The organism is Nocardia sp. NPDC058519 (assembly GCF_042719755.1).
Lineage (GTDB): Bacteria > Actinomycetota > Actinomycetes > Mycobacteriales > Mycobacteriaceae > Nocardia.
In genome coordinates this window covers 141,523-163,675 of sequence record NZ_JBHXNK010000012.1, presented here as the reverse complement: position 1 = coordinate 163,675, position 22,153 = coordinate 141,523, and the positions used below count along the sequence as shown (strand labels likewise).

The 22,153-nt window shown below is 66.9% G+C and carries 26 protein-coding genes; 12 read left to right on the top strand and 14 right to left on the bottom strand.

The genetic code is table 11. The annotated features are described in order from the left end of the window. Nucleotides 1-272: 272 nt before the first annotated feature. The 4 genes from ACFWPK_RS16285 to ACFWPK_RS16270 all read right to left on the bottom strand — a co-directional run bounded on the left by ACFWPK_RS16285 (nucleotide 273) and on the right by ACFWPK_RS16270 (nucleotide 4,074). On the bottom strand, nucleotides 273-944 hold the full coding sequence (locus tag ACFWPK_RS16285) for a DUF1707 domain-containing protein (protein ID WP_378653837.1): 672 nt from the start codon (nucleotides 942-944) through the stop codon (nucleotides 273-275). A 62-nt stretch (nucleotides 945-1,006) separates the two neighbouring features. Continuing rightward, nucleotides 1,007-1,657, bottom strand: coding sequence for a response regulator (locus ACFWPK_RS16280; protein ID WP_378916257.1), 651 nt, complete (start codon nucleotides 1,655-1,657; stop codon nucleotides 1,007-1,009). 16 nt (nucleotides 1,658-1,673) lie between these two features. Next, nucleotides 1,674-2,852 (bottom strand): MacS family sensor histidine kinase, encoded by a 1,179-nt coding sequence (gene macS / locus ACFWPK_RS16275; protein WP_378916254.1) that lies wholly within the window; start codon nucleotides 2,850-2,852, stop codon nucleotides 1,674-1,676. Then, complete coding sequence (locus ACFWPK_RS16270; RefSeq protein WP_378916252.1) at nucleotides 2,833-4,074, bottom strand: AI-2E family transporter; 1,242 nt, start codon at nucleotides 4,072-4,074, stop codon at nucleotides 2,833-2,835. Before ACFWPK_RS16270 ends, macS begins: the two co-directional genes overlap by 20 nt. Nucleotides 4,075-4,113: 39 nt before the next feature. On the opposite strand from ACFWPK_RS16270, the gene ACFWPK_RS16265 reads away from it, so the two are divergent. Further along, nucleotides 4,114-5,667 carry an adenylate/guanylate cyclase domain-containing protein gene (locus tag ACFWPK_RS16265; RefSeq protein WP_378916250.1) on the top strand — a complete coding sequence of 518 codons (1,554 nt, stop codon included), beginning with the start codon at nucleotides 4,114-4,116 and terminating at the stop codon, nucleotides 5,665-5,667. Nucleotides 5,668-5,671: 4 nt separating this feature from the next. Next, nucleotides 5,672-6,742, top strand: a complete 1,071-nt coding sequence (locus tag ACFWPK_RS16260) for a YbhN family protein (protein WP_378916247.1) — start codon at nucleotides 5,672-5,674, stop codon at nucleotides 6,740-6,742. Here ACFWPK_RS16260 and ACFWPK_RS16255 read toward each other — a convergent pair whose 3' ends face one another. Both ACFWPK_RS16255 and ACFWPK_RS16250 read right to left on the bottom strand, forming a co-directional pair. Beyond that, nucleotides 6,743-7,099 (bottom strand): DUF3054 domain-containing protein, encoded by a 357-nt coding sequence (locus ACFWPK_RS16255; RefSeq protein WP_378916244.1) that lies wholly within the window; start codon nucleotides 7,097-7,099, stop codon nucleotides 6,743-6,745. A gap of 72 nt (nucleotides 7,100-7,171) precedes the next feature. Next, nucleotides 7,172-8,851 carry an NTF2-like N-terminal transpeptidase domain-containing protein gene (locus tag ACFWPK_RS16250; protein WP_378916241.1) on the bottom strand — a complete coding sequence of 560 codons (1,680 nt, stop codon included), beginning with the start codon at nucleotides 8,849-8,851 and terminating at the stop codon, nucleotides 7,172-7,174. Nucleotides 8,852-9,247: 396 nt separating this feature from the next. Between ACFWPK_RS16250 and ACFWPK_RS16245 the strand changes: the two genes are divergently transcribed. Together ACFWPK_RS16245 and aroQ are read left to right on the top strand one after the other, a co-directional pair. Next, nucleotides 9,248-9,808 (top strand): hypothetical protein, encoded by a 561-nt coding sequence (locus tag ACFWPK_RS16245; protein ID WP_378916239.1) that lies wholly within the window; start codon nucleotides 9,248-9,250, stop codon nucleotides 9,806-9,808. 15 nt (nucleotides 9,809-9,823) lie between these two features. After that, complete coding sequence (aroQ, locus tag ACFWPK_RS16240; RefSeq protein ID WP_378916236.1) at nucleotides 9,824-10,270, top strand: type II 3-dehydroquinate dehydratase; 447 nt, start codon at nucleotides 9,824-9,826, stop codon at nucleotides 10,268-10,270. On the opposite strand, the gene ACFWPK_RS16235 is transcribed toward aroQ, so the two are convergent. After that, nucleotides 10,267-10,713, bottom strand: a complete 447-nt coding sequence (locus ACFWPK_RS16235) for a nitroreductase/quinone reductase family protein (protein WP_378916233.1) — start codon at nucleotides 10,711-10,713, stop codon at nucleotides 10,267-10,269. The two genes, aroQ and ACFWPK_RS16235, sit on opposite strands and share 4 nt — an antisense overlap. Before the next feature lie 181 nt (nucleotides 10,714-10,894). On the opposite strand from ACFWPK_RS16235, the gene ACFWPK_RS16230 reads away from it, so the two are divergent. From ACFWPK_RS16230 to ACFWPK_RS16220, 3 genes are read left to right on the top strand one after another with little or no spacing between them, the layout of a single operon-like run. After that, nucleotides 10,895-11,824, top strand: coding sequence for an ABC transporter ATP-binding protein (locus ACFWPK_RS16230; RefSeq protein ID WP_378916230.1), 930 nt, complete (start codon nucleotides 10,895-10,897; stop codon nucleotides 11,822-11,824). After that, on the top strand, nucleotides 11,821-12,669 hold the full coding sequence (locus tag ACFWPK_RS16225) for an ABC transporter permease (protein WP_378916227.1): 849 nt from the start codon (nucleotides 11,821-11,823) through the stop codon (nucleotides 12,667-12,669). The genes ACFWPK_RS16230 and ACFWPK_RS16225 overlap by 4 nt, the downstream gene beginning before the upstream one ends. Next, on the top strand, nucleotides 12,659-12,901 hold the full coding sequence (locus ACFWPK_RS16220; protein WP_056823747.1) for a helix-turn-helix transcriptional regulator: 243 nt from the start codon (nucleotides 12,659-12,661) through the stop codon (nucleotides 12,899-12,901). Before ACFWPK_RS16225 ends, ACFWPK_RS16220 begins: the two co-directional genes overlap by 11 nt. A 43-nt stretch (nucleotides 12,902-12,944) precedes the next feature. Here the strand turns inward: ACFWPK_RS16220 and ACFWPK_RS16215 are convergent, their stop codons facing one another. Both ACFWPK_RS16215 and ACFWPK_RS16210 read right to left on the bottom strand, forming a co-directional pair. Further along, nucleotides 12,945-13,787, bottom strand: coding sequence for an NAD(P)-dependent oxidoreductase (locus ACFWPK_RS16215; RefSeq protein ID WP_378916224.1), 843 nt, complete (start codon nucleotides 13,785-13,787; stop codon nucleotides 12,945-12,947). Further along, nucleotides 13,787-14,662 carry an NAD(P)-dependent oxidoreductase gene (locus ACFWPK_RS16210; RefSeq protein ID WP_378916221.1) on the bottom strand — a complete coding sequence of 292 codons (876 nt, stop codon included), beginning with the start codon at nucleotides 14,660-14,662 and terminating at the stop codon, nucleotides 13,787-13,789. Before ACFWPK_RS16210 ends, ACFWPK_RS16215 begins: the two co-directional genes overlap by 1 nt. Before the next feature lie 144 nt (nucleotides 14,663-14,806). On the opposite strand from ACFWPK_RS16210, the gene ACFWPK_RS16205 reads away from it, so the two are divergent. After that, complete coding sequence (locus ACFWPK_RS16205; protein ID WP_378916218.1) at nucleotides 14,807-15,202, top strand: winged helix-turn-helix transcriptional regulator; 396 nt, start codon at nucleotides 14,807-14,809, stop codon at nucleotides 15,200-15,202. On the opposite strand, the gene ACFWPK_RS16200 is transcribed toward ACFWPK_RS16205, so the two are convergent. Then, nucleotides 15,197-16,324 (bottom strand): glycerate kinase, encoded by a 1,128-nt coding sequence (locus ACFWPK_RS16200; protein WP_378916215.1) that lies wholly within the window; start codon nucleotides 16,322-16,324, stop codon nucleotides 15,197-15,199. The two genes, ACFWPK_RS16205 and ACFWPK_RS16200, sit on opposite strands and share 6 nt — an antisense overlap. A 158-nt stretch (nucleotides 16,325-16,482) precedes the next feature. Between ACFWPK_RS16200 and ACFWPK_RS16195 the strand changes: the two genes are divergently transcribed. Continuing rightward, nucleotides 16,483-16,794 carry a GNAT family N-acetyltransferase gene (locus tag ACFWPK_RS16195; RefSeq protein WP_378916212.1) on the top strand — a complete coding sequence of 104 codons (312 nt, stop codon included), beginning with the start codon at nucleotides 16,483-16,485 and terminating at the stop codon, nucleotides 16,792-16,794. Here ACFWPK_RS16195 and ACFWPK_RS16190 read toward each other — a convergent pair. After that, nucleotides 16,788-17,546, bottom strand: coding sequence for a lysophospholipid acyltransferase family protein (locus ACFWPK_RS16190; protein ID WP_378916209.1), 759 nt, complete (start codon nucleotides 17,544-17,546; stop codon nucleotides 16,788-16,790). The genes ACFWPK_RS16195 and ACFWPK_RS16190 overlap by 7 nt on opposite strands. A 106-nt stretch (nucleotides 17,547-17,652) precedes the next feature. On the opposite strand from ACFWPK_RS16190, the gene ACFWPK_RS16185 reads away from it, so the two are divergent. The 3 genes from ACFWPK_RS16185 (at nucleotide 17,653) to ACFWPK_RS16175 (ending at nucleotide 19,562) form a co-directional block, all read left to right on the top strand. Next, complete coding sequence (locus tag ACFWPK_RS16185) at nucleotides 17,653-18,291, top strand: YqgE/AlgH family protein (RefSeq protein ID WP_378916206.1); 639 nt, start codon at nucleotides 17,653-17,655, stop codon at nucleotides 18,289-18,291. Between the two features lie 66 nt (nucleotides 18,292-18,357). Next, nucleotides 18,358-18,867: a sigma-70 family RNA polymerase sigma factor gene (locus ACFWPK_RS16180; RefSeq protein ID WP_378904606.1), complete on the top strand. Its 510-nt coding sequence runs from the start codon at nucleotides 18,358-18,360 to the stop codon at nucleotides 18,865-18,867. Then, nucleotides 18,864-19,562, top strand: a complete 699-nt coding sequence (locus ACFWPK_RS16175; protein WP_378916203.1) for a zf-HC2 domain-containing protein — start codon at nucleotides 18,864-18,866, stop codon at nucleotides 19,560-19,562. The genes ACFWPK_RS16180 and ACFWPK_RS16175 overlap by 4 nt, the downstream gene beginning before the upstream one ends. Nucleotides 19,563-19,614: 52 nt before the next feature. On the opposite strand, the gene ACFWPK_RS16170 is transcribed toward ACFWPK_RS16175, so the two are convergent. The 3 genes from ACFWPK_RS16170 to ACFWPK_RS16160 all read right to left on the bottom strand — a co-directional run bounded on the left by ACFWPK_RS16170 (nucleotide 19,615) and on the right by ACFWPK_RS16160 (nucleotide 22,069). Next, nucleotides 19,615-20,397, bottom strand: a complete 783-nt coding sequence (locus ACFWPK_RS16170) for an ABC transporter permease (RefSeq protein ID WP_378916200.1) — start codon at nucleotides 20,395-20,397, stop codon at nucleotides 19,615-19,617. After that, on the bottom strand, nucleotides 20,394-21,458 hold the full coding sequence (locus ACFWPK_RS16165; RefSeq protein WP_378916197.1) for an ATP-binding cassette domain-containing protein: 1,065 nt from the start codon (nucleotides 21,456-21,458) through the stop codon (nucleotides 20,394-20,396). Before ACFWPK_RS16165 ends, ACFWPK_RS16170 begins: the two co-directional genes overlap by 4 nt. A gap of 83 nt (nucleotides 21,459-21,541) precedes the next feature. Next, nucleotides 21,542-22,069, bottom strand: coding sequence for an EXLDI protein (locus ACFWPK_RS16160; protein WP_378916194.1), 528 nt, complete (start codon nucleotides 22,067-22,069; stop codon nucleotides 21,542-21,544). Between the last annotated feature and the right edge of the window lie 84 nt (nucleotides 22,070-22,153).

The following is a 22,153-nucleotide window of genomic DNA, read 5'->3' as shown; positions in this document are numbered from 1 at the left end:
TTCAAGGGTCACGCGGTGACCTCCCTATTTCCGGCTACGACACGCTCGGACCTGGTCCGATGGTCGGGCCGTACACCACGCTATTGGACGCAACCATGAACTCACCCGAGAGCCGCGCAACCAGCGCGGGATCGATACCAGTACTCATAACCCAATAGTCGGCGCGCGAGGAACGCCGAACATGAGTAGAAACCCCTGCCCTGCCCACTGTTCTTACCCGAATTCGAACCGCACCCCGAGCAGCCGCCTACCGCCCCGAGCCGGATGTGCCCCTACGAACCCAGGAACCGTCTCCACTGCACCATCAACGGATACTTCGCGGTGACCGACCCGAACCGAATCCGCCCGTGCACAACAAGATGCAACGGCCCGATCGGCGGCCCCGTGCGGACCTTGTTGTTGGCCGAAGACCCCACCAAATCCAGACCATTGAGGTCGACGGTCGCAGCCGCCGGAACAAGCAACGTCAAACTCGTGCAGTAATCGTCGACCTGGATCTCGACGATCTGCGTCTGCATGACCGCCTCGGTGAAGTCCAAGGTCACCCCGGACATGAGGTTGTTGAGATGCAGCACCGGCGGCACCTGCCACGGTCCCCGTCGATGGACCCCCGACAACCGGCTACGGATCGCACTCGGATTGGACCCACCGGCCGGGACCGGGATGTGTCGTGGGCGCGGCATAGCCGCGGGCTGCGGCGTACCCGCCACCCGCATCCCGGGCAGGTCGACCAGCACGGCGTTGAGCTCACCACGGGTCTTGGCGGCCAGCGCGGTATCCATCCGCTCGGTGAACTCCCCGAGCGAGAGCATGCCGAGCCCGACGGCACGCTGGAGCAACTGGCCGACATGCTCACGTTCGGCATCGGAAACACGCAGCTCACGATCACCGACGGGACCAGCCGTCGCGGCGCCGGGTACGAAGAGGGATTCAGGACCGCCCATGTCATCGAGGGTAACCAGACACACCCACCGAGCACATCAGGGCAAACCCCTAATCACTACGACTACTCGAGGCCCTGCTCGATCGCATAGCGCGTGAGCTCGACCCGGTTCGCGAGCTGCAATTTGCGCAATGTCGCCTGCACATGGTTCTCCACCGTCCGATGCGAGAGATTCAACCGGGTAGCGATCTGTTTAGCCGACAAGCCCTTGGCCACCATCCGCAAGACCTCTGTCTCCCGCTCGGTCAACGACGGCCGATGCGGCTGATCAGCGGCCGCCGGGGCGGTCGCCATCCGCCGGTACTCCCCGAGCACCAATCCGGCCAGCCCGGGCGTGAACACCGGCTGACCTGCGGCAGTAGCCGTGACAGCATCGATCAGCTCGGCAGCTGAAGCGCTCTTCACCAGGTACCCGCTTGCCCCCGCCTTGATCGCGTCGAGCACATCGTCGCGCTCTGCCGAAGCCGACAGCACCAGCACCCGGCTGTGCGGCGAGACCCGCAACACCTCGGCCGTCGCCGCGGCCCCGTTCCCGTCGGTGAGCTGCATATCCATCAGCACCACATCCGGCTGCACGGCCGCGGCGCGCCGAGAAGCCGTTCCGACGCCGTCAGCGGTGGCCAGCACCTCGAAACCGGCTTCGGCGAGATCGCGGGAAACTCCCTCACGCCACATCGGATGGTCGTCGACCACCATCACCGTAATGACCGGCATCGCCCAACTCCTCTTCTCAGCGCGCCGGGTGGCGCGGAATCCGGAATTCCCACTCGGTACCGAGGTCCTCCCCCTCGGTCAGCAACTCGGCGGTACCGCCCAGCGCCTCGACGCGCCCGACGATCGACCGCGAAACCCCCATCCGCCCTTCGGCTTCGGCCGCCTGCAGGCGCCCCGCCGCGATGCCGACGCCGTCGTCTCGCACGCTCACCACCAGCACGTCGCCGGTGTCTTCCAGCAGCACATAGGCTTTCGCGTCGGCCCCGGCATGTAGCGTGACATTCGACAGCGCGGTGGTCACCGCCGCCGCGATCTCCTGCGCGACCACCCGTCCCACGCGCACCGGATCGCCCGGCGTTGCCACCGACACCGTCGGGGTAGCGCGCGCGGTGAGCAGCGGCCGCAGATCCACTTCCCCCGAACCGGAGTCGGGCAACTGCGCCTGTTCGGACAACAGCACCCGCAACGCCACCTCCTGCTCGCCCGCCCGCTGCGCGAGTTCCTGTGCGGGCCCGCCTATCTCGCTACCGCGCCGCTTGATGTACGCGAGCACCTGCAACACCCCGTCGTGCACCTCGCGCGCCAACCGCTCGCGCTCCTGCGCCGCCGCCGTGATCCGCAATGCCCGCTCCAGCTGTCCCTGCGCCCGTCGAGCGGTATTGGCCGCCAGCCCGAGCGCCAACCCCACCGAAACGAGGACCGGCGCGGTCGCATCGCCCCAAACGTCCTGCCCCCACTGATCACGCACGGTCACGACGACAGCCGACATCGCGAGTCCGGCAACCACACCCGCGACCGGGCCACGCAGAATCGCCATGGAGATCACCGAGTTCGCGATCCACAACGTCGTCGGCAGGGTCTGATGCCCGTGGTACCAATCGTAATCCGCGACAAGCCGGGTCGAGGCGATCAGCGCGATCGTCACCACCTGATCGCCGAACACCACCCAGCCGCGGATCTTCCCGGTCGCCTCGGGGAAGTACCACTGCGACAACAGCAGCGCCGAACTCCCCGACCAGATCGCCATCACCGCGATCAGCATCCAGCTCAGTCGCGGATGCTCGTAATACGGCACCGAGGCGATCTGCTGCCCGATCGCGTACAGCAGCGTGACCAGCCGAAACGCCTGCGCGGCCCGCCACAGTGGCGCGGTCGCGGCATCGGCCGAGCTCAGCTCAGCTGTGTGGGTCCGCATCGCCGGACTCGGCTTCTTCCTTGCGTAGCCGCTTCGCCACGTCGAAGCGGCCTGGGGGCTCCGGTTTGTCGGGCTCGGCGGTGAACCGTTTTCGCTCTTCGGTGGCGACAAGTTCGCCGAAGGCCTCCGCCGGGCTGTCGGCGAGCAGGTACCGGATCGCGGTGTTGCCCACCGCGATCAACGGCACCGCGAGCAGTGCCCCCGCGATCCCGCCCACGACCAAACCGGCGGTGATGGCCAGCACCACGGCCAGCGGATGGATGCTCACGGCCCGGCCCAGCAGCAGCGGTTGCAGCACATGGCCTTCCAGCTGCATCACCGCGATGATGATGCCGAGCACGATCAGCGCGGTCACCAAACCCTTGGTGACCAGGGCGATGAACACCGCGACGAACCCGGCGAAGAACGCGCCGATGATCGGGATGAACGCGCTGATGAACACCAGCGAGGCCAGCGGCAGCGCGAGTGGCACATGCAGAATCGCCAGCCCGGCTCCTATACCGATCGCGTCGACCGCCGCTACCACGACGGTGGCGCGCACGAACCCGACCAGCGTCCCGAAACCCAATTCGCCGGCGGTGCGGACCTTTTCGCGGTGCGCGGTGGGGATGATCCGGGTGATGAAGTTCCAGATCTGATCCCCGCCGTAGAGGAAGAAGATGAGGATGAACAGGATCAGGAACGCGCCGGTGAGAATGTGGCCGATGGCGGTGGCGGTGGTCAGCGCGCCGCTGGTCAGGCTCTCGCGGTTGTCCTGAATGGTGCGCACGATGGTGTCGCCCGCACTGCGGATCTGCTGATCGCTCAGGTGCGGCGGACCGTTGATCAACCAGTCCTGCACCTTGTGCACGCTGTTGGTGACCTCGTTGGACAGCCCGGGCACACCGTCGACGAACTGTTCGACGACAAAGGTCAGCACCCCCGCGAGCAGCCCGATCGACCCGAGCAGCGCGACGAACACGCCGAGCGAACGCGGGATCCCGACCCGCTGCATCCAATCGACCAGCGGCGCGAGCAGCGCCGCGGCGAGCAAGGCGATCGCCAGCGGGATCACCACCGTGGCGAACTTCTGCACGAGCATCCCCACCGCGAGCAACGCGCCGAAGATGATCAGCAACCGCCAGCTCCATGCCGCGGCTTTCCGGACCAGGGGATGAACTGCCTCGGCGTCCGAGCTCCACGGCGACGACGTGGGCCCCGAAACTACCTTCTGGTCGGTCACCCGACAGAGCCTATCGGTCCGAACGCTAGATTGGTGGTCGTGTCGGCGCCCTTGGAAGCGGTCAAACAGACCATGCGAACGCGCTGGCCGCTGTATCTGACGTCGGTGCTGTTGGCCAATGCCTTCGGCGCGGTGCTGGTGTGGGCGTTCATCCAATACGGCCTGCCGGTTCCCGAGGGCGATCCGGGTGGGGTGCGCCAGACCGGTCTGCTCGCGCCCCTGCTCGTCTTCGGTGTCGCCGCGGTGCTGAGCATCTGCGCCGCCGCGTTCATGCTGCGGCCGGTGATGCGCTGGCAGATGCGCGGCGGGCCCCCGAGCAGACGTGAGCAGATGGCGGCGCTGCACGTGCCGCTGCGGCAGTCGATCGTGCACCTGGTGCTGTGGATCATCGGCGGCGGGATCCTGGCCGCCATGATCATCACCGAATCGCCCGAGCTGGCCGGCGCGGTGATCGTCACCGAGTGCATGGCCGCCACCATCGTGTTCGGCTTCACCTACATGCTCGGCGAGCGCATCCTGCGCCCGGTGGCCGCCGAGGCGCTGACCGAGGGCTCCTTCGACCACACGCTGACGCCCGGCGTCGGCACCCGCATGGCGATGACCTGGGGTATGGGCACCTTCGCGCCGACCATCGCGATCGTGCTGCTGTGCGTCACCCAGATCTCCTCGGACGTGAAGTTCTCGGCGAAGTCCCTGGCGATCTCGATCCTGCTGCTGTGTGGCGTGGTGATCCTGCAGGCGCTGGCGCTGTCGATGCTGACCGGTTCGTCGATCTCCGACCCGGTGCGCCAGTTGTCCCAAGCCATCAACAGGGTGCAGGGCGGCTCTCGTGATGTGCAGGTGGAGGTCTACGACGGCAGCGAGATCGGGCTGTTGCAGGTCGGCTTCAACCGGATGATGGACGAGGCGGCCAAGCGGCGCAAGCTGCAGGAGCTGTTCGGCCAGCACGTGGGCGAGGACGTGGCGCAACGGGCACTGGACTACGGCACCGAACTGGGCGGTGAGACCCGATTCGTGGCGGTGCTGTTCGTGGACATGGTCGGCTCCACCGCCGCCGCGGCCGAACGCCCGCCGACCGAGGTGGTCAGCCTGCTCAACGAGTTCTTCCGGGTGGTGGTCGACGTGATCGACAGCCATCACGGGTTCGTCAACAAGTTCGTCGGCGACGCGGCGCTGGCCATCTTCGGGGCCCCGCTGGATCGCCCCGACGCACCGAGTGCCGCACTCGCCGCGGCCCGCGATCTGCGCGAGGCACTGCGCGAGGTGACCAGCCTCGACATCGGCATCGGTGTCTCGGCGGGCCTGGCGGTCGCCGGAAACATCGGTGCCGCGAATCGTTTCGAATACACCGTGATCGGCGACCCCGTCAACGAGGCGTCGCGGCTCACCGAATTGGCCAAAGATCATCCCGGCCGCGTTCTCGCTTCGGGCAGCGCGCTCTACTTCGCCGACGAAAGCGAGCAAGAACATTGGATAACCGGAGACGAGGTCCAACTGCGCGGCAGACGCAGAAAAACCCGCCTGGCCTGGCCGAAGTCCGCGATCGCCGCGCCGCGCGAGGACGAGGGAGAACAGATGCGTTCGTTAGGCTGAGACCGTGACGGCCGACGGCGACCCAACAGGGGCACCGGCCGAGCGCCGCCGCCGGTTCAGGTGGGTCAAGTGGGTGCTCGGCGCGGTGGTCCTCGCGCTGCTCGTCGGCGAAGGCGTGTATCTGTGGCCCCGCCTGCACGAATCCTGGCGCACGCTCACCGAGATCCACTGGGGTTGGCTGTTCCTGTGCATCGTCCTGCAGGCGATGTCGATGAGCGGATTCGGGCGGGTGCAGAAGCAGCTGCTGCACGCGGGCGGGGTGGATGTCAGCCAGGGGAAATCCGTTTCGGTGGTCTACGGCGCGACCGCGATGTCGCTGACGCTGCCCGCGGGCCAGGTCTTCTCCACCGCGTTCACCTACCGCCAGACCCGGCGCTGGGGCGCGAGCCCGATCGTCGCCTCCTGGCAGCTGGTCTTCTCGGGTGTGGTCGCCGCCGCCGGGCTGGCGCTGCTCGGAATCGGCGGTGCCGCGCTGGTCGGGCAGGGGATCGGGTTCAAATTCGTCGTCTCGCTGGTGGTGCTCGGCCTGGTCGTGTTCATCGGCAACTATCTCGCCCGCCATCCCGGCACGCTCGAGGCAGTGCTGCGGCGGGTGCTCGGGCTGGTCAACCGGCTGCGGAAGAAGCCCGCCGATCACGGCATCACCAATCTGGCCGAGATCCGGGCGCAGCTCGAGTCGGTCGATCTGGGGAAGAAGGACGCGGCGCTCGTCGGGGTGTGGGCGCTGGTGCACCGGTTCGCCGACGTGGCGTGTCTGGGCGCCGCCTGTTTCGCGGTCGGTGCCGATCCCAAGCTGTCCGGGCTGCTCATCGCGTTCGCGGCGGGCAAGGCGGTGGGGTCCATTCCGTTCGCGCCGGGCGGCATCGTCTACGTGGATGCGACGCTGATCTACGGTCTCACCGTCGGCGCCGGCTTGCCTGCCTCGCAGGCCGTCGCGGCCGCGTTCGTCTACCGGCTGGTCAGCTTCATTCTGGTCGCCGTCGTGGGCTGGATCGTGTTCGCGTTCCTGTTCCGCACACCGCAAGCCGACGACGAGGAATACGAGCAGGAATTCAAGCAGCAGCGACGAATCTGATCACCGCAACGCGCGAATGGCCGCCCGCCAACCCAGCAGGAACAGCGCGAGCACGCTCGCCGCGACGATCATGAAGCTGAGCGCGACACCCTGTCCGCTGATGGCACGAAAGACCATCCCGCCGACGAAGGTGCCCGCCCAGATCAGGATTCCGCTCGGCCACAACGCCGTAGCGTCGAACCGCGTACTCCGCGCGACGAGCACCGCTAACCCCCAGCCGAGGATCAGCCCTAACCCGAAGGGCCACGCCGTTTTCAGCAGACCGGCGAGGACGGCCTCGTCGTGACTGCGCCTCCCGATCGCGCAGAAGACGATCACCAATAAGGCATCGATACCGAACGGCGCGTATCTCTTCACGGACGTAGCGTAACCGCTCAAGATCGACTTCGAGACCGGGTTCGTACCCACTGAGCAGTGATAACCCCGCGTCTACGGCTCCGGCGTCGCCAGCGATTTCAGCAGTACGGCCGCCAGCCGTGAAGTGGCGTCACTACTGTCGACGTCGGCGATGTGCACCGCGAAGACCAGATCGCCCATCGTGGCCAGCAGCCAGCCGTCGGTGTCGCCGGTCGCGGCGAACGCGGTGATATCGCGGAATCCGCGCAGCGCAGCGGTTTCCGGCTTACCGATGCCCTCGTGCATCATCGCGCGCAACCGGTCCACCGCGGGCTGGGACAGCGCGGGAACGGGCGTATCGGTCGTGCCGGGATTGCCCGCCACGATCATCGGCGGCACCACCGAGCCACGCCAGATCGCGGCGGCCGCGATGGCCATGCCGAAGGGGCTGACCTGCACCGCATCGGCACCCGCACCCTGACGTACCTGTTCGGTGCTGCGGCCGGGCGCGCTGATCCGCCCGGTCACCTCGTCGAGTCCGGCCACCTTGAAGTCGACGCCGACGCCGAGCGCGGTGGCCGCCTCGGCCGCTTCCTGCACCGTCACGTCCTGCGGCGGCTTGTTCTTGGTCACCGCGGCGACGGCGCGGAACAACTCCATCGTGCCGCCGGCCGGGAACAGCCCGGTGAAGGCGACCGGGCCCTTTGCGGTGGCGTAGGAGTTCTGCGCCACCGCGACGACCGCGCCGGTCGAGGGCTGGATGGCCACGACAGTGGCCGCGGTCCCCACGCTCACCACCGCGGCTTCGGCGGCACGCTGTAGTCGCTGATCCAGCGTCGCGGCGATATCCGGCCCGGCAGGCCCCTGATATCCGGCCACCTGGTTGACGAACCTGCCGTCGGCCTCGAAGATCTGCACACCCCAGCCCGACGTCGCGTCGAGGCTGTCCTGCCATACCTTGTGCAGCGCGTCGAGCATCGGCGAGCGCGTGCGCCGGTCGGCGGAGATCAGTTTGGTCTGCTTCTCCATCACCACGCCCGGCACTTTGGCCATCCGCGGTTCCAGGATCGCGAAATCCCCCTCTCGCAGGTTCACCGCGACGATCGGCTTGCCCTGCGAGACCGCCAACTGCTGCATCAGCGATGGCCCGGTGATGAGCGATGCGACCGGTTCGATGGCGTCGGCGAGCGCGTTGGTGGTGCCGACGAGATCGCCGGTGCGGCTGGGGTCGATCTTGATGACGTTGAGTGTCTGCTCGGTCATCAGCGCCTCACCCGGCAGGTCGACAACCTTCGGCGGCGGCTTCGCGTTCGTGCGCACCAGCTTGACGGTGCGATTGTTGGTGAGCTGCGGCATCACCACCGCGGGCTCCCAGGAGATCCGCCAGCCGATGGCGAGCTTGCGGACGGTGCCCTGCAGTGTGTAGGTCCAGTCCTTCTTCTCGCCGAAGTTCCAGGCGACCTCCATGCTGAAGATCGCCGATTGCTTGTCGAGGTCGATGACCTGTGACGCCTCGTAGTCGACGGTGCCCGATTGCAGGCCCTCGAACATTTGCTTCATGGTTGCCGACGCGGCAGCGGGGTACGAGGTCAGGTCGGCGGCCTTGCCGTAGTCCTGCACATCGAGGAGCTCGGTGAACCGCTGGACCACCGTCTCCGACTCACTCGTCTTCCCACCCACTCCGCACGAGCACAGTGCCATGGCGAGGGTCGCAACCCCCGCGATCGCCATTGCGCCCCGGACGCGAAAGCGGCGGGATCCCCACACATCCATATCGCCCACTCTTCACTCTTGCCACTCCGGTAACAAATCCACCGTACCGGAAGTTGACCCGTCTCCAATGCCCCGGTAAGTCGGGCCACTGCCCGACCTCGACGCTTCGATTGTGCCGGAAATCTCGCCCGAATGAGGGTCCGTTTTCCAACCTCGCCCAGTAAGCGGCAACAACTGCTGTGTCAACCGTACCGACAGCCGCGCCGCGTGGTGCGGATCTCGCATTTGTCCGGCGATTCAACGCGAGGGTACCCAGGCCATCTACATCCAACCGCACGGCGTCGGCCGTGCCGGGCCGGTGCGCACCCGTTCACGCAGAGCGGAATCCAACGCACTGATATCGGCGTAATCTTGTAATCAACGCAAAGTGCGCAACAGAGATAGCAGGTGATTTCCATGCGGAACGACAAACGCGGACGCGGATTCGGCCGACCCGGCGGTTGGCAGCAAGCCGACCTTCCCGATCCCGCCGACGCCCCCGACTGGTTCGCCGGACGATTGCCCGCCGACTGGTTCACCGGGCCGGTGGAGATCGAGATCGACCGCGACGAGATCGTCGTGGTCGGCGAACTGCCCGTCTCCGGCGACGCGAGCACCCCGGCAGCCACCAAAGAAGGCGCGCTCGCCCGCTTCCGCGAGTCGACCCGCCCGGCCCGCATGCAGATCGCCGACGAGGCCCAGCGCCGCTATGGCCGCAGCGTCGCCTGGGGCGTGAAAGTAGACGGCGAACGAATCATCTTCACCCACTTGGCCGTCCCCGTGATGACCCGCCTACGCCAGCCCGAACGCCAGGTCCTCGACACCCTCATCGACGCAGGCGTGGCCCGCTCCCGCGCCGACGCCCTGGCCTGGACGGTCAAACTCGCGGGCAAGCACGCCGAAACCTGGCTGGCCGAACTCCGCGAAGCCATGCGCAAGGTCGACGACCTGCGCTCGGAGGGACCAACCGGCTTGTGACTTAAGGTGGCCTGCATGGAAACCGCGCAGGCCACTGGTCCGATCCTGATAATCAACGGGCCGAACCTGAACATGCTCGGCACCCGTCAGCCCGAGATCTACGGCGCCGACACCCTCGACGATGTCGTCGCGCTGTGCGAACGAACCGCCACCCGATTCGGCCGCGAGGTCGTCGCGTTCCAGTCCAATCACGAAGGTGCGCTGATCGATCGGATCCAGCAGGCCCGCGGCGAGGTGTCGGCCATCGTCATCAATCCCGGCGGCCTCACGCACACCTCGGTCGCGCTGCGCGACGCCCTGGTGATCCCGGAGGTGCCGATCGTCGAGGTGCACATCAGCAATGTGCACGCGCGCGAGGAGTTCCGGCACCACTCGTTCATCTCCCCGATCGCCACCGCGGTCGTCGCGGGGCTGGGAATCTATGGCTACGCCGCCGCGATCGAGTTCTTGAGCACGCCCTAGGCGAGTCGGAAAACGGGGAAACCCGGTGCGATAGCGATCAATTCGGCGTCGGTCGCGTCCTTGGTGACGCCGTCGAAGAACTTGCCGACCTCCCAGCCCCACTTCTCCAGGTACAGCCGCAGCAGCGGCACCTTGTCGGCGTCGGCGACCTCGGTGGCGGTGAACTGTTCGGTTTTGCGGCCGAGGCGAAGTTCGCCGTCGCCTGCCACGCGCAGATTGCGCACCCACTGGACGTGCCCGCGCGGCGCGACCAGATAGCGCTCGCCGTCGGCGGCCGTCATCACGTTCACCATGGTGGTGCGCCATTCACCGCTCTTGCGGCCGCGCACGGCCAGCAGCCGCGAACCCATGATGCTGATCCCCAGCTTTGGCAGCAGGTTGGCGATCTTGTTGACGATCGGATCGATGCCGGTCGGGGGGAGGTGGCGGGTCGCGTTGTCCATGATGATCACTCCTGAAACTGTGAGCACTGCTCTCTGTTGAGTACAAGCAAGCGCCACCCGCGACTCAAAGTCAAGAGCAGTGCTCACAGTTTCCGAAGACCCCCTCTTCGGTGAAGTATTGCCGCGATGGAATGTAGTACGTATGCTACATCTCATCGAAGGTCGATGACTGGGAGGACTCATGACTTCGAACAACAACGTCGTTCTCGATGTCGCGCAACTACGGATGCGATACGACGAGACAGACGTCCTGCACGATGTGACGTTTCAAGCCGAGCGCGGGGAAGTACTCGTCATGCTCGGACCCAATGGCGCGGGCAAGACCACCACGATCGAGATCCTCGAGGGGTTCCGCAGGAGGTCGGCCGGCCGGGTCGACGTGCTGGGGGCCGATCCCGAACACGGTGACGAACTCTGGCGCGCCCGCATCGGCGTCGTGCTCCAATCCTGGCGTGACCACGCGAGATGGCGGGTGGGCGAACTGCTCGGCCATCTCGGTGGGTACTACCGGCCGTATTCCACAGACCGCGTCGTAAGACCATGGGACACCGATGAACTCATCGAGCTGGTCGGTCTCACCGAACAGCGCGATGCGAAGATCGCCACCCTCTCGGGGGGTCAGCGACGCAGACTCGATGTGGCGATCGGCATCGTCGGCAGACCGGAACTGCTCTTCATGGACGAACCGACGGCCGGCTTCGATCCCGCCGCCCGCCGCGACTTCCACGACCTGGTGCATCGACTGGCCGATCTGGAGGAGACCACCGTCCTGCTCACCACCCACGACCTGGACGAAGCCGCGAAACTGGCCGACCGGATCCTGATCCTGGCGGGTGGTCGGATCATCGCCGACGGCTCCCCGGAGGAGCTCAGCGCCGCCACCGCGGGCGAGGCCGAGGTGCGCTGGACCCGCGACGGTCAACGTTTCGTCCACACGACGACCGAGTCGACCAAATACGTCCACGAACTGTTCAAGCAGCACGGTGAACTGATCGAGGACCTCGAGGTGCAGCGCGCGTCGCTGGAGGACACCTACATGGCGCTGGTCCGCCGTTTCGAATCCGGCACGGATGCCGAACCCGTCCGTTCACTGCAGGAGGTCACGCGATGAATCCCACGCTGGTAGCGATCAGGGGCGGCCTGGCGGCGATGTGGATCGAGCTGCGGCAGCTGTACACCAACGGGCCGAGCCTGGTGGGCCAGTTCCTCACTCCCGCACTGTTTCTGATCGCGATCTTCTTCCTGCGCGACCGGTCCTACCAGGACACCGAGCTGTCCCTCGGTGAACTGGCGGTGCCCGGACTGCTCGGCGGCATCATCGCGTTCAACGGCCTGTACGGGATCGCCGAAGTCCTCGCTCTCGACCGGGAGGACGGAACCTTGTTGCGCGCCAAGACGATTCCGAACGGCATCCTCGGCTACTTCATCGGCAAGATCGGCACGACCGCGGGCGCTGTACTCGTCCAGCTCGTGGTGGTGCTGGCCATCGGTGCCGTGATCGTCGGCGGCTTGTCGACGCCGAGCGGCGCCTTGATCACACTGGCCTGGGTGATCGTGCTCGGGCTGCTGGCCACCCTGCCGATCGGCGCCATTCTGGGTGGGTTGATGGTCGGCGCCCGCGAGATCTTCCTGCTGACCCTGCCGCTGATGGGACTGATCGCCATCTCCGGCATCTGGTACCCGATCACCGCGCTCCCCGGCTGGGTGCAGGGACTGGCCCAGCTCTTCCCGATGTACTGGCTCGGCCTCGGCATGCGCTCGGCGCTGCTGCCTGCCGAGGCGGCGGCGATCGAGATCGACGGGTCGTGGCGGCACCTCGAGACCGTCGCGGTGCTCGGCGTATGGTCGATCGTCGGGTTGCTGCTCGCGCCGATCGTGCTGCGGCGAGCGGCCCGCCATGAGTCGGGATCCAGCGTGGCCGTCCGCCGCGAGAAAGCGATGCAGCGTGCCTTCTGAGGTCATCTACAACCGCATCGCGATGTTGCGTGCCGAACGCGGCATCTCGCGGCGGGACCTGGCCGAAGCGCTCGGCGTGCACTACCAAACCGTCGGCTATCTCGAACGCGGCGAATACAGCCCCAGCCTGCACCTCGCCCTGCGACTGGCGGCCTATTTCGAGGTAGCGGTGGAAGTGGTGTTCTCCACCGAGCCGTTCCCGAGGTTGGGATCAGGCGCCGAGACCGCGTGAACACCCGAAACCGTTCGGCACCACGCCGAACGGTTTCGGCATGTCATCCGCGAAATACCCGCAGCGTCGATTCGGACGCGTCGACCGCTCGCTCCCAATAAGACGAAACCGACTCGGCCAGCACGGTGTCCACACCGACAGCGGTACCGGTCGCCACCACATGCCGCGCGCCGGCGGCCATCATCCGCAGGTACGCCGGATCGGCAGGCCCACCGTCCTCGGCCGTTCCCGCCCACGCGGCGTACAGCTCGCCGACACTGCCCAGTGAACGCTGGGCGTAGGGCACGAACCGAGCCATCTCGAAACCGGACCGGTCGACGATCGCCAGCGCCTGTTCGTAGCCGAGCAGCAAAGGCAGAAACAGGGCGAGCACGGCCTGGTAGAAGACCTGGGCAGCGCCGTCATCCGCACCCAGATACTCCGTTGCCGCCAAGGGCCGCAACAACTCTCGTTGTTCCTCGAAGACCGCAGGCCGGCCGCTGTAGAAGATGAAAGCCGCCGGTCCAGCGAGCTCGTGCGGCTGAGCCATCACCCCACCGGCGAGAAACTCGCCACCGCGAGCCCGGACGAACGCCGCGCCCTGCCGAGTCCGCTGCGGCGAATCCGAGGACAGGTTGACCACGACCTTGCCGGTCAGATCGACGGAGCCGAGAACCTCGTCCATCGCGTCGTAGTGGGTCAGGCTGAGCAGGATGAGCTCGGCCGCAGCCACCGCGTCGGCCACGGTCTCGGCGCGATGGGCACCGAGACCGTCGGCCTTGCCGGGGGTGCGATTCCAGACCGTCACCGCGAAACCTGCGGCGAGGTAGGTGCGCACGATCTGCTGCCCCATCGGGCCGAGGCCGATGACGGTGACCGCATCGGCCGCCCGGCCCGAGATCGGCATCAGGACGCCTCGCCGCGGAACAACGCGTACGGCGAGATCTGCTTGCCGGTGGCCTCGGAGGCGGCGACAGCCTTGCGCCAGAACGACTGGGCGAGGTGGGACAAGCTCGCGTCGACGCCTGCCTCCTCGCTGGCGTCGATGATGTGCTGGGCGCCCGCGTCCATCATCTTCAGGTGCGAGAGCTCCGCGAAGCCGCCTACCTTGTTCGCCTCGGCGAACTGTTCGATGAAGAACGGGTAGGCGCCGGCGGAGCGGACGGCGAACGGCACGAACTGGTCGATGCTGTGACCGGAGTTCGCGATCATCGCCGACGCCTGGTCGAACGCCAGCAGCCAGGGGTGGAAGGTGATCAGCAGGGCCTGGTAGAAGATCTGGGCCAAGCCGTCGTCGGCGCCGAGGTATTCCTGCGGGCTGAGCGGGCGCAGCAGCTCGGCGTGCGCGTCGAATACCGCCTTCGGGCCGCTGTAGAAGATGTAGGACGAGGGGTGGACGATATTGTCGCCCGCCGACATCACGCCGCCGGAGAGGAATTCGGCGCCTCGCTCACGAACCCACTTCGCGCCTGCCCGCGCCTTGTCCGGTGAATCGGAGGACAGGTTGGCGATGACCTTGCCTGGCAGCTGGTCGACGGCCTGACCGAGCACGTCGTACATGGCGTCGTAGTGGGTCAGGCTGAGCACGGAGACCTCGTTGGCGGCGAGCGCGTCGGCGACGGTGTCGGCGCGCTTGGCACCCAGCGCCACCAGCGCGTCGACCTTGGCGGTGCTGCGATTCCATACCGTCACCTCGACGCCTGCTTCGAGGAAGGCCTTGACCATGGCCTGGCCCATCGGGCCGAGGCCGAGAACGGAAACGGAAGCGGTTTGCTCGGACATGTTGTAGCCCTTCGATACTCGACAACTGGATGGTTCGGCGCCGCATTCCATGGTGGTCGGCGCGGGTATCGTCGGGAAGACCGAACGTTCGGGTGTGGTTGCTTACCTAGAGGTTCGAAATACGGTCAGAAGGGTGTGCCGAGGATGAATAGTGACGCAGATCACGATGTGTGTGGCATGAGCCTGGCCATCGATGTCGTCGGCGGCAAATGGAAGCTGCACCTGATGTGGGTGCTCGGCGCCGGGCCGCAGCGGTTCGGCCAGATCCGGCGGATGCTCGACGGTGTGAGTGAGAAGGTGCTCGCCGAGAACCTGCGTCATCTGGAGAGCACCGGCGTGGTGCACCGCGAGATCTTCCCCGAGATCCCCCCGCGGGTGGAGTACTCGCTCACCCAGCTGGGCGAAACCCTACGCCTGGCACTGGAGCCGCTCGAATCCTGGGGCGACGAGCACCGCGCGGCGTTGAGCACCGCCGCCCGAACGTCCGCCCCGGCGCCTTCGCCCTCGGCGAATCGCGCGGTGGGTATCAGCGCGTCATAGCAAGTGTTCCACGGCGATTCGCTCGCCGATTCGCTCGAGCAGGTTCGCCGCGGCCATGATCGAGCGCGCGGGATCGGGCTCGAGGTCGCTGAGCGGGTAGCAAGCGGCGAACCCGGCGGCTCGAATCTCCCCGGGCGACAGCAGAGTTCGGCCCACCGCCGCGACTACCGGCACCCCGGCCTTCTTGGCCGCAGCCGCGACCCCGACCGGCGCCTTCCCGTGCATGCTCTGATGATCCAGCGAGCCCTCGCCGGTGACAACCAGCGTGGCCCCGTCGACCAGCGTCGTGAAGTCCAGCAGCTCGAGCAGCACATCGATCCCGCTCCGCACCTGCGCCCCCAGCACCGCGAGCACCCCGAACCCGGTACCACCCGCCGCGCCCGCACCACCGATCTCGGCATAGCCCGTACCCAGCACGGCGGCCCAATTGGTGAGCCCTGCTTCGAGTTTCAGCATCTGCCGAGGATTGGCCCCCTTCTGGGGCGCGTACACCGCCACCGCCCCGGCGGGTCCGAGCAACGGATTGTCCACATCGCAGGCAAGCGTGAACTGAGCCGTCGCGACCGCCGGATGCAGCCCGGCTCGATCCACCGAGGCAACCTGCTCGAGCATCGTGGCCACATCCGCGACCCCCGCCAGTTCCCGCCCCTCCCGGTCGAGCAGCCGTAACCCGAGCGCCCGCAACAATCCGGCCCCGCCATCGGTCGACGCACTCCCACCGAGCCCGAGCACGATCTCGCGAGCCCCCGCGTCGAGCGCGTGCGCGATAGCCACCCCCAACCCGAAGGTGTCGGACCGCAGCGGATCCAGCCGCCCACCCGGCAATTTCACCAGCCCGACGGCCGCCGCCAGCTCCACCACCGCGGTATCGCCGCGCACCGCGTACACCGCCGTCGAGACCTCCCCGGTCGGCCCGGGCGCAGCGAGTTCCACGCGCTTCCACCCCGACGCCACGAACGCGTCGACCATCCCATCGCCGCCATCGGCGACCGGCACACACCGCACCTGCGCCCCCGGCGCCCGCCGAGCGATCCCACGTCCCAGCGCCTCAGCGACCTCAGGTGCCGACAGCGAACCCTTGAACTTGTCCGGTGCAAGCACAACGAGCGGTCCACGAGTCACCTGTTCCGCCTCTCCGTGTATTCAGCGTGTCGTTCGGGAGTTTGGCCGTTCGCTCTCGGTCTTGGGTTCAGGCCGCAGCGGCTCGGAGGTGGTTGAGAAGTTACCCATGTTCCCACTTGCTCAGTGGGTTGTCCTCCCGAACACGGTAGCGTCGACCCATGGCGACCGAGGTCCGCAACAACACCGCGCTCGAGCGGTTCGAACTCACCGCCGACGGTCAACCCGCCGGCTACATCGAATACCAGGACACCGGCGACGAACGCGCGCTCGTCCACACCGAGATCTATCCCCGGTTCGAAGGCCGCGGACTAGCGAACATCCTGGTCGAGTCGGCACTCGACGCCAGCCGCGGCCAAGGCTTCAGCGTGCTGCCGATGTGCCCGGTGGTTCTGCATTTCATCACCACCCATCCCGATTACATCGCCTATGTCCCGCAGCGAGCCAGAGAGTTGTTCGGCCTACCTCAGTAGTGCGCGACGGCCCCGTCGACAGCCAGTTGCAGCTCTTCTTTGACGAGCCTGGCGATGTCGGCGGGCCGCTGCGGCAACTCGAGAATCGGCGCCCGGAAGTACGCGACCCCCGACACCACGTCGGCAGCGGTCGTTTCGACGGTAGCGTCGCGGTTCCCGTAATTCATGCCGATGGCGACCAGCGCGGGCGCGGCATCCAGTTTGGCCGCACGGAACGCGATATGCCCGATCCCGCTACCGACCGCCTGCACCTTGGTGTGATCTACCTCATTGCAGGTCCCCTCGGGGAAGATCGCGAGGTGGTCACCGGCGGCCAACCGCTGCGCGCACACATCCATCATGCGCTGACCTGCGGCATTGACCGCCCGAATCCCATGATCCTTGCCGCGGAACACCGGGATCCCGCCCATCATGTCCACCTTGCGGCGCTGCTCGGGATCGATGAAGAGCTCGTCCTTGGCCAGCACCCGGATCCGCCCGATCTTCGAGCGCAACGGTGAGCGCCACGCCGTCGCCGCGATCGTGTACGGGTCGCTGGTGGACAGATGGTTGATCGCGAAGATCACCGGACGCCCACTGCGGACCAGCGCCTTCAGCTGCTGTTTCGCGCCATCGGTGAACATCACGCGCGGCCGGAACCGCCGGGCCAGCACCGCGTACGAAGCCAGCGCCTTCCACCTGTTCTGCTGATGCCGCAGGTAGTAGTCGTACACGGCGTCGCTGTCGTCGAGCAGGACCTCGGGCAAGTGCATAGCGCGACCCTACCGGGCGATCCCACGGGCACGCGCGTGAAGAAATTCCGGTTCCGATCCGGTCCGCGGGAAGCGCGTACCGCCGCTCCAATGCGATGATGACTCGGTGGCAGGCGGAGACGACCCGGACGAGCGCCGGACTCGCGACGGGCACGGTGACGATCGGCGGCGCGGTCAGCCCGCGGTGAACGTCCGGGCGGGCAACCTGCTGGTGTCCGCGATCGACCTGGTGGAACCTACTTTCCGGCGCACCGTGGTGTATGTGATCGAGCACAACGACGCGGGCAGCCTCGGCGTGGTGCTGAACCGGCCGAGCGAGACCCCGGTCGTCGATGTGCTGCCCGCCTGGGCCGACCTGGCCGCCGCCCCGACCGACCTCTACATCGGCGGCCCGGTCAAACGCGATGCGGCGCTGTGCCTGGCGGTGCTGCGCGCCGGCGTCGACATCTCCGATATCCGCGGGCTGCGCCGGGTCGACGGCCGGGTGGTGCTGGTCGATCTGGACGCCGACCCCGCCGAGATCGGCCCGCTCATCGAGCAGATCCGGATCTTCGCCGGGTACGCGGGCTGGTCGATGGGCCAGCTCGACGGCGAACTCGACAACGACGACTGGATCGTGGTGTCGGCGCTGCCCTCGGACCCGATCGCCACCGACCGCCATGACCTGTGGGCCGCGGTATTGCGGCGTCAGCCGTTGCCGCTGGCCCTGCTGGCGACACACCCGATTGAACTCGAACGCAACTGACGCCGTTACTCCTTCGACGAGCAGGAGTGACTCATGAATTACGACGAGCAGTGACCAGGGCCGCCGATGAACGATGGTCGCGACGAATTGATGCGCGCGCTCTACGCCGAGCACGCACCCGCACTGTGGCGTTTCACCCTCGGGCTGGTGCGCGATCCCGGCCGGGCCGAGGACATCGTGCAGGAGACGCTGCTGCGCGCCTGGCAGCGCCCCGCCGTACTGGAGCAGACCGAAACCTCACCGCGCGCATGGCTGTTCACCGTGGCTCGTAATCTCGCGGTCGACGAGCATCGCAGCGCGAGGCACCGCCGCGAGTTCGGCACCGACACCCCGCCGGAGCAGGTGAGCCCCGACCAATCGGATCGGGCGCTGGACGGCTGGCTGGTCGCCGACGCACTGAGCACGCTGAGCCCGGACCATCGCGAGGTGATCGTGCGGGCCTACTATCGCGGCCTCGGCATGGCCCAGATCGCCGACGAATTGGGCATCCCACCGGGGACGGTGAAATCGCGCCTGCACTACGGCATGCGCGCCATGCGACTGGCGCTTCAGGAGATGGGGGTGACGAACCGATGACCGACCTCGCCGACGAGTACAGCACCTGGGACGCTGCCTATGTCCTCGGTTCGCTCGGTGCCGCTGAGCGGCGCGAATACGAGACGCACCTGCTCGGTTGCGCCCACTGCCAGCAGGCGGTCGCCGAACTGTCCGGGATGCCGGGCATGCTCGGTCTGGTCGACCGCGATACCGCACTGTCGATGATCGAGGCGCCGGAGCCGGACGCGCCGCAGGTCCCCGACCTGCTCCCGGCACTGGCCGCGGCCGCCGAACGGCGCAGGAAGCGGCGGCGCTGGGTGAGTGTCGGGAGCGCGGTGGCGGCTGCCGCGGCCGCGGTGGCGATCGCGATTCCGGTCACGATCACCATGGCGCGCTCGGACACGCCGACCGAACAGATCGTCGCGGAGCAACAGATGCAGGCGGTGGAGCAGACCCCGGTGAGCGCGCAGGTGAAGCTGGTCCGCGACGGTGACCGCACACGCCTGGTAATGACCTGCCGCTACGCGCCGAGCGCCTACGGCTCCGGCTACACCCGAACGTACGGGCTGGTGGTAACCGCGGGTGAGCAGCGGTTCGAGCTCGACCAGTGGCCCGCGGGACCCGGCACCGAGCTGACGGTGGATCGCACCATCGACGCCCCGCCGGATTCGATCAGCAAGGTGGAGATCACCTCCGTCGATTCCGGCCGGACCGTCCTGGTCGCCCAGGTCTGAACGCGCAAACGGTCCGGTCTCCGCGAGGAGACCGGACCGTTCGCGCGACAGGCTACTTCGCTTGCTTGCCGAAGATCGACTTCGACCACAGGAAGCCGCCGCCCGCGATGACCGCGCACCAGACCAGCGAGATCCAGCCGTTGGCGCCGATCTCGGTGCCCATCAGCAGTCCACGCAGCGTCTCGGTGATGGGCGTGAAGGGCTGGTACTCGGCGAACTGGCGCATCCCGACCGGCATCGTGTCGGTGGCGACGAGGCCACTGCCGAGGAAGGGCAGCAGCACGATGGGAAATGGTGCGTTGCTGGCACTTTCGGGGGTGGGCGAGAGCAGGCCGAGCGCGATGGCCAGCCAGGTGAAGGCGAACGTCACCAGTGCGAGCAGCCCGAACGCGCCGACCCACTCGACGACGTTCGCGTTCGGCCGGAAGCCGACCAGCATCGCGACGGCGGTCATCGCGACAACACCCGCCATCGCCTGGATGAGCGCTCCGAGCACGTGCCCGGTGAGCACCGAGGACTGCGAAATCGCCATCACCCGAAAGCGATTCACGATCCCCTTGCTCGCGTCGGTGGCGATCGAGACCGCTACCGACACCGTGAGATAGGCGGGCAACAGCAACATCATGCCCGGTGCCAGATAGTCGATATAGCTACCGCCCGAGGACTTCTCGAGCGCCCCGCCGAAGACGTACTTGAACACCAGCATCAGCACGATCGGCATGATGATGATGCTGAACGTCATGCTCGGGTAGCGCTTGACGTGAATCATGTTGCGCCGCAACATCGTCATCGTGTCGGCGAAGACGTAGGACTTGGACTTGGTCAGAGTGGTCATCGCAGTGACTCCTGCTCGATGGTGGCGCGCCTGTTGACATTGGGCATGCTCGGGCGGCCTGCGTGGTCACGCTCCGCTTCCGCCTCCGGCCGCTGACCGCTCATGCCGGTGAGGGTGAGGAAGACGTCGTCGAGATTCGGGGTGTGCACGGAAATGCCGCCCGCTTCGATGTTTTCGGCATCGAGCAGGTCGAGCACGGCGCGCAGGGAACGCACGCCGCCGTCGCTCGGCACGGCGAGGGTCAGCCCGTCGGTGCCCTCGACGAGCTTCGCCGTCGAGCCGAACGCGCGCTGGGCGGCTGCCACGTCGGGCTGATCGGTGAAGTCGATGCGGATGTGGCCGCCCGGGATCAGCCGTTTCAGTTCCGCCGCGGTGCCCTCGGCGACGATCCGGCCGTTGTCGAGTACCGCGATGCGATCGGCCAGGTGGTCGGCCTCCTCGAGGTACTGGGTGGTGAGGAAGACGGTGACGCCGAGATCGTCGACCAGGCCGCGGATGATCTCCCAGATGGAGCGGCGGCTGCGCGGGTCGAGGCCGGTGGTCGGTTCGTCGAGGAAGATCACCCGCGGATTGCCGACCAGCGTCATCGCCAGATCGAGCCTGCGGGTCATGCCGCCTGAGTAGGTGCTCGCGGGCTTGTCGGCGGCCTCGACCAGGTCGAAGCGTTCGAGCAATTCGTCTGCCAGAGCGCGGGTTTCGCGGCGCGGTAGATGGTTCAGGTCGCCCATCATGTGCAGGTTCTCCCGGCCGGTCAGCAGCTCGTCGACCGCGGCGAACTGCCCGGTGACGCCGATCAGCTCACGCACCGCGCCGCGCTCGGTCACCACATCGTGGCCGCCGACGGCGCACTCCCCCGAGTCGCCGGCGATCAGCGTGGTGAGGATCTGCACGGTGGTGGTCTTGCCCGCGCCGTTGGGGCCGAGCAGGGAGAAGACGGTGCCCTCGGCGACGGTGATGTCGATGCCGTCGAGAACTGTTTTGTCGCCGTAGGCCTTGTGCAGGCCGCGTGCGGTGATGGCCGAGTTGACCATGATCGTCCCTTTCCACAGGATTGCATTCATTGCTGCGAATATGTGCATGAGTTATCGACACAGCCCCCAGTGGCTGCGGTTCGGGTGTTCGGTGTGTGGTTGTGGTCGAGGAGTTAGATGTCGAGTTCCTCGATCTGCGGGTGCGCGACGATGTCTTCGACCTTGCGGAACAGCTTGTCGGGGATGCGCCCCTTCAGTGCCTTCAGGTCGTCGAGAATCTCGTATTCGTAATCGCCCCAGTCCCAGGGCCGGTCACCGATGCCGAACATCCGGCGCCAGTACTTCCAGTCCTTCATGTCACCGGCTGCCTCGCCGGTCGGGTAGTCCTCCCACCGCGCGATGTGCGTATGGAGCACCAGCTTGCCCTTGCGGCTGCGATAGACCTTCTGGTCCACCACCTCCCCGTCGCCGATGTCGCGCCATTCGCCCAGCAGGGAGCCGAGGAAGCGCACCTGCCGAACACCGTCGCGACCCACCTGCAAGACGACCTCCTCGAAGCCGGCCTCGCGACCTTCTTCCAGCTCGATGAGCCTGCGCAGCGCGCTGACCACGGTGCTGGAGAGGTTGCCGCCGACGAGCTCCTGAGCCCGCTGGAACACGGGGAGATCGTCGTCGGATACGTAGATCGTCTTGTTGGGCATGAACTCACTATACGTATATGTGTACGTACACACAAGGGTTAGTTTTCGCCCACCCTCTGAACTCCCCCTCGGCCCGCCTCGTAG

Coding starts and splice junctions, on each gene's coding strand:
- ACFWPK_RS16195 (WP_378916212.1), top strand. CDS start 16,483: ATGGCGACCGAGGTCCGCAACAACACCGCGCTCGAGCGGTTCGAACTC.
- ACFWPK_RS16205 (WP_378916218.1), top strand. CDS start 14,807: ATGAATAGTGACGCAGATCACGATGTGTGTGGCATGAGCCTGGCCATC.
- ACFWPK_RS16280 (WP_378916257.1), bottom strand. CDS start 1,657: ATGCCGGTCATTACGGTGATGGTGGTCGACGACCATCCGATGTGGCGT.
- ACFWPK_RS16225 (WP_378916227.1), top strand. CDS start 11,821: ATGAATCCCACGCTGGTAGCGATCAGGGGCGGCCTGGCGGCGATGTGG.
- ACFWPK_RS16175 (WP_378916203.1), top strand. CDS start 18,864: ATGACCGACCTCGCCGACGAGTACAGCACCTGGGACGCTGCCTATGTC.
- macS (WP_378916254.1), bottom strand. CDS start 2,852: ATGCGGACCCACACAGCTGAGCTGAGCTCGGCCGATGCCGCGACCGCG.
- ACFWPK_RS16165 (WP_378916197.1), bottom strand. CDS start 21,458: ATGAATGCAATCCTGTGGAAAGGGACGATCATGGTCAACTCGGCCATC.
- ACFWPK_RS16235 (WP_378916233.1), bottom strand. CDS start 10,713: ATGGACAACGCGACCCGCCACCTCCCCCCGACCGGCATCGATCCGATC.
- ACFWPK_RS16250 (WP_378916241.1), bottom strand. CDS start 8,851: ATGGATGTGTGGGGATCCCGCCGCTTTCGCGTCCGGGGCGCAATGGCG.
- ACFWPK_RS16285 (WP_378653837.1), bottom strand. CDS start 944: ATGGGCGGTCCTGAATCCCTCTTCGTACCCGGCGCCGCGACGGCTGGT.
- ACFWPK_RS16190 (WP_378916209.1), bottom strand. CDS start 17,546: ATGCACTTGCCCGAGGTCCTGCTCGACGACAGCGACGCCGTGTACGAC.
- ACFWPK_RS16215 (WP_378916224.1), bottom strand. CDS start 13,787: ATGCCGATCTCGGGCCGGGCGGCCGATGCGGTCACCGTCATCGGCCTC.
- ACFWPK_RS16180 (WP_378904606.1), top strand. CDS start 18,358: ATGAACGATGGTCGCGACGAATTGATGCGCGCGCTCTACGCCGAGCAC.
- aroQ (WP_378916236.1), top strand. CDS start 9,824: ATGGAAACCGCGCAGGCCACTGGTCCGATCCTGATAATCAACGGGCCG.
- ACFWPK_RS16160 (WP_378916194.1), bottom strand. CDS start 22,069: ATGCCCAACAAGACGATCTACGTATCCGACGACGATCTCCCCGTGTTC.
- ACFWPK_RS16245 (WP_378916239.1), top strand. CDS start 9,248: ATGCGGAACGACAAACGCGGACGCGGATTCGGCCGACCCGGCGGTTGG.
- ACFWPK_RS16170 (WP_378916200.1), bottom strand. CDS start 20,397: ATGACCACTCTGACCAAGTCCAAGTCCTACGTCTTCGCCGACACGATG.
- ACFWPK_RS16230 (WP_378916230.1), top strand. CDS start 10,895: ATGACTTCGAACAACAACGTCGTTCTCGATGTCGCGCAACTACGGATG.
- ACFWPK_RS16210 (WP_378916221.1), bottom strand. CDS start 14,662: ATGTCCGAGCAAACCGCTTCCGTTTCCGTTCTCGGCCTCGGCCCGATG.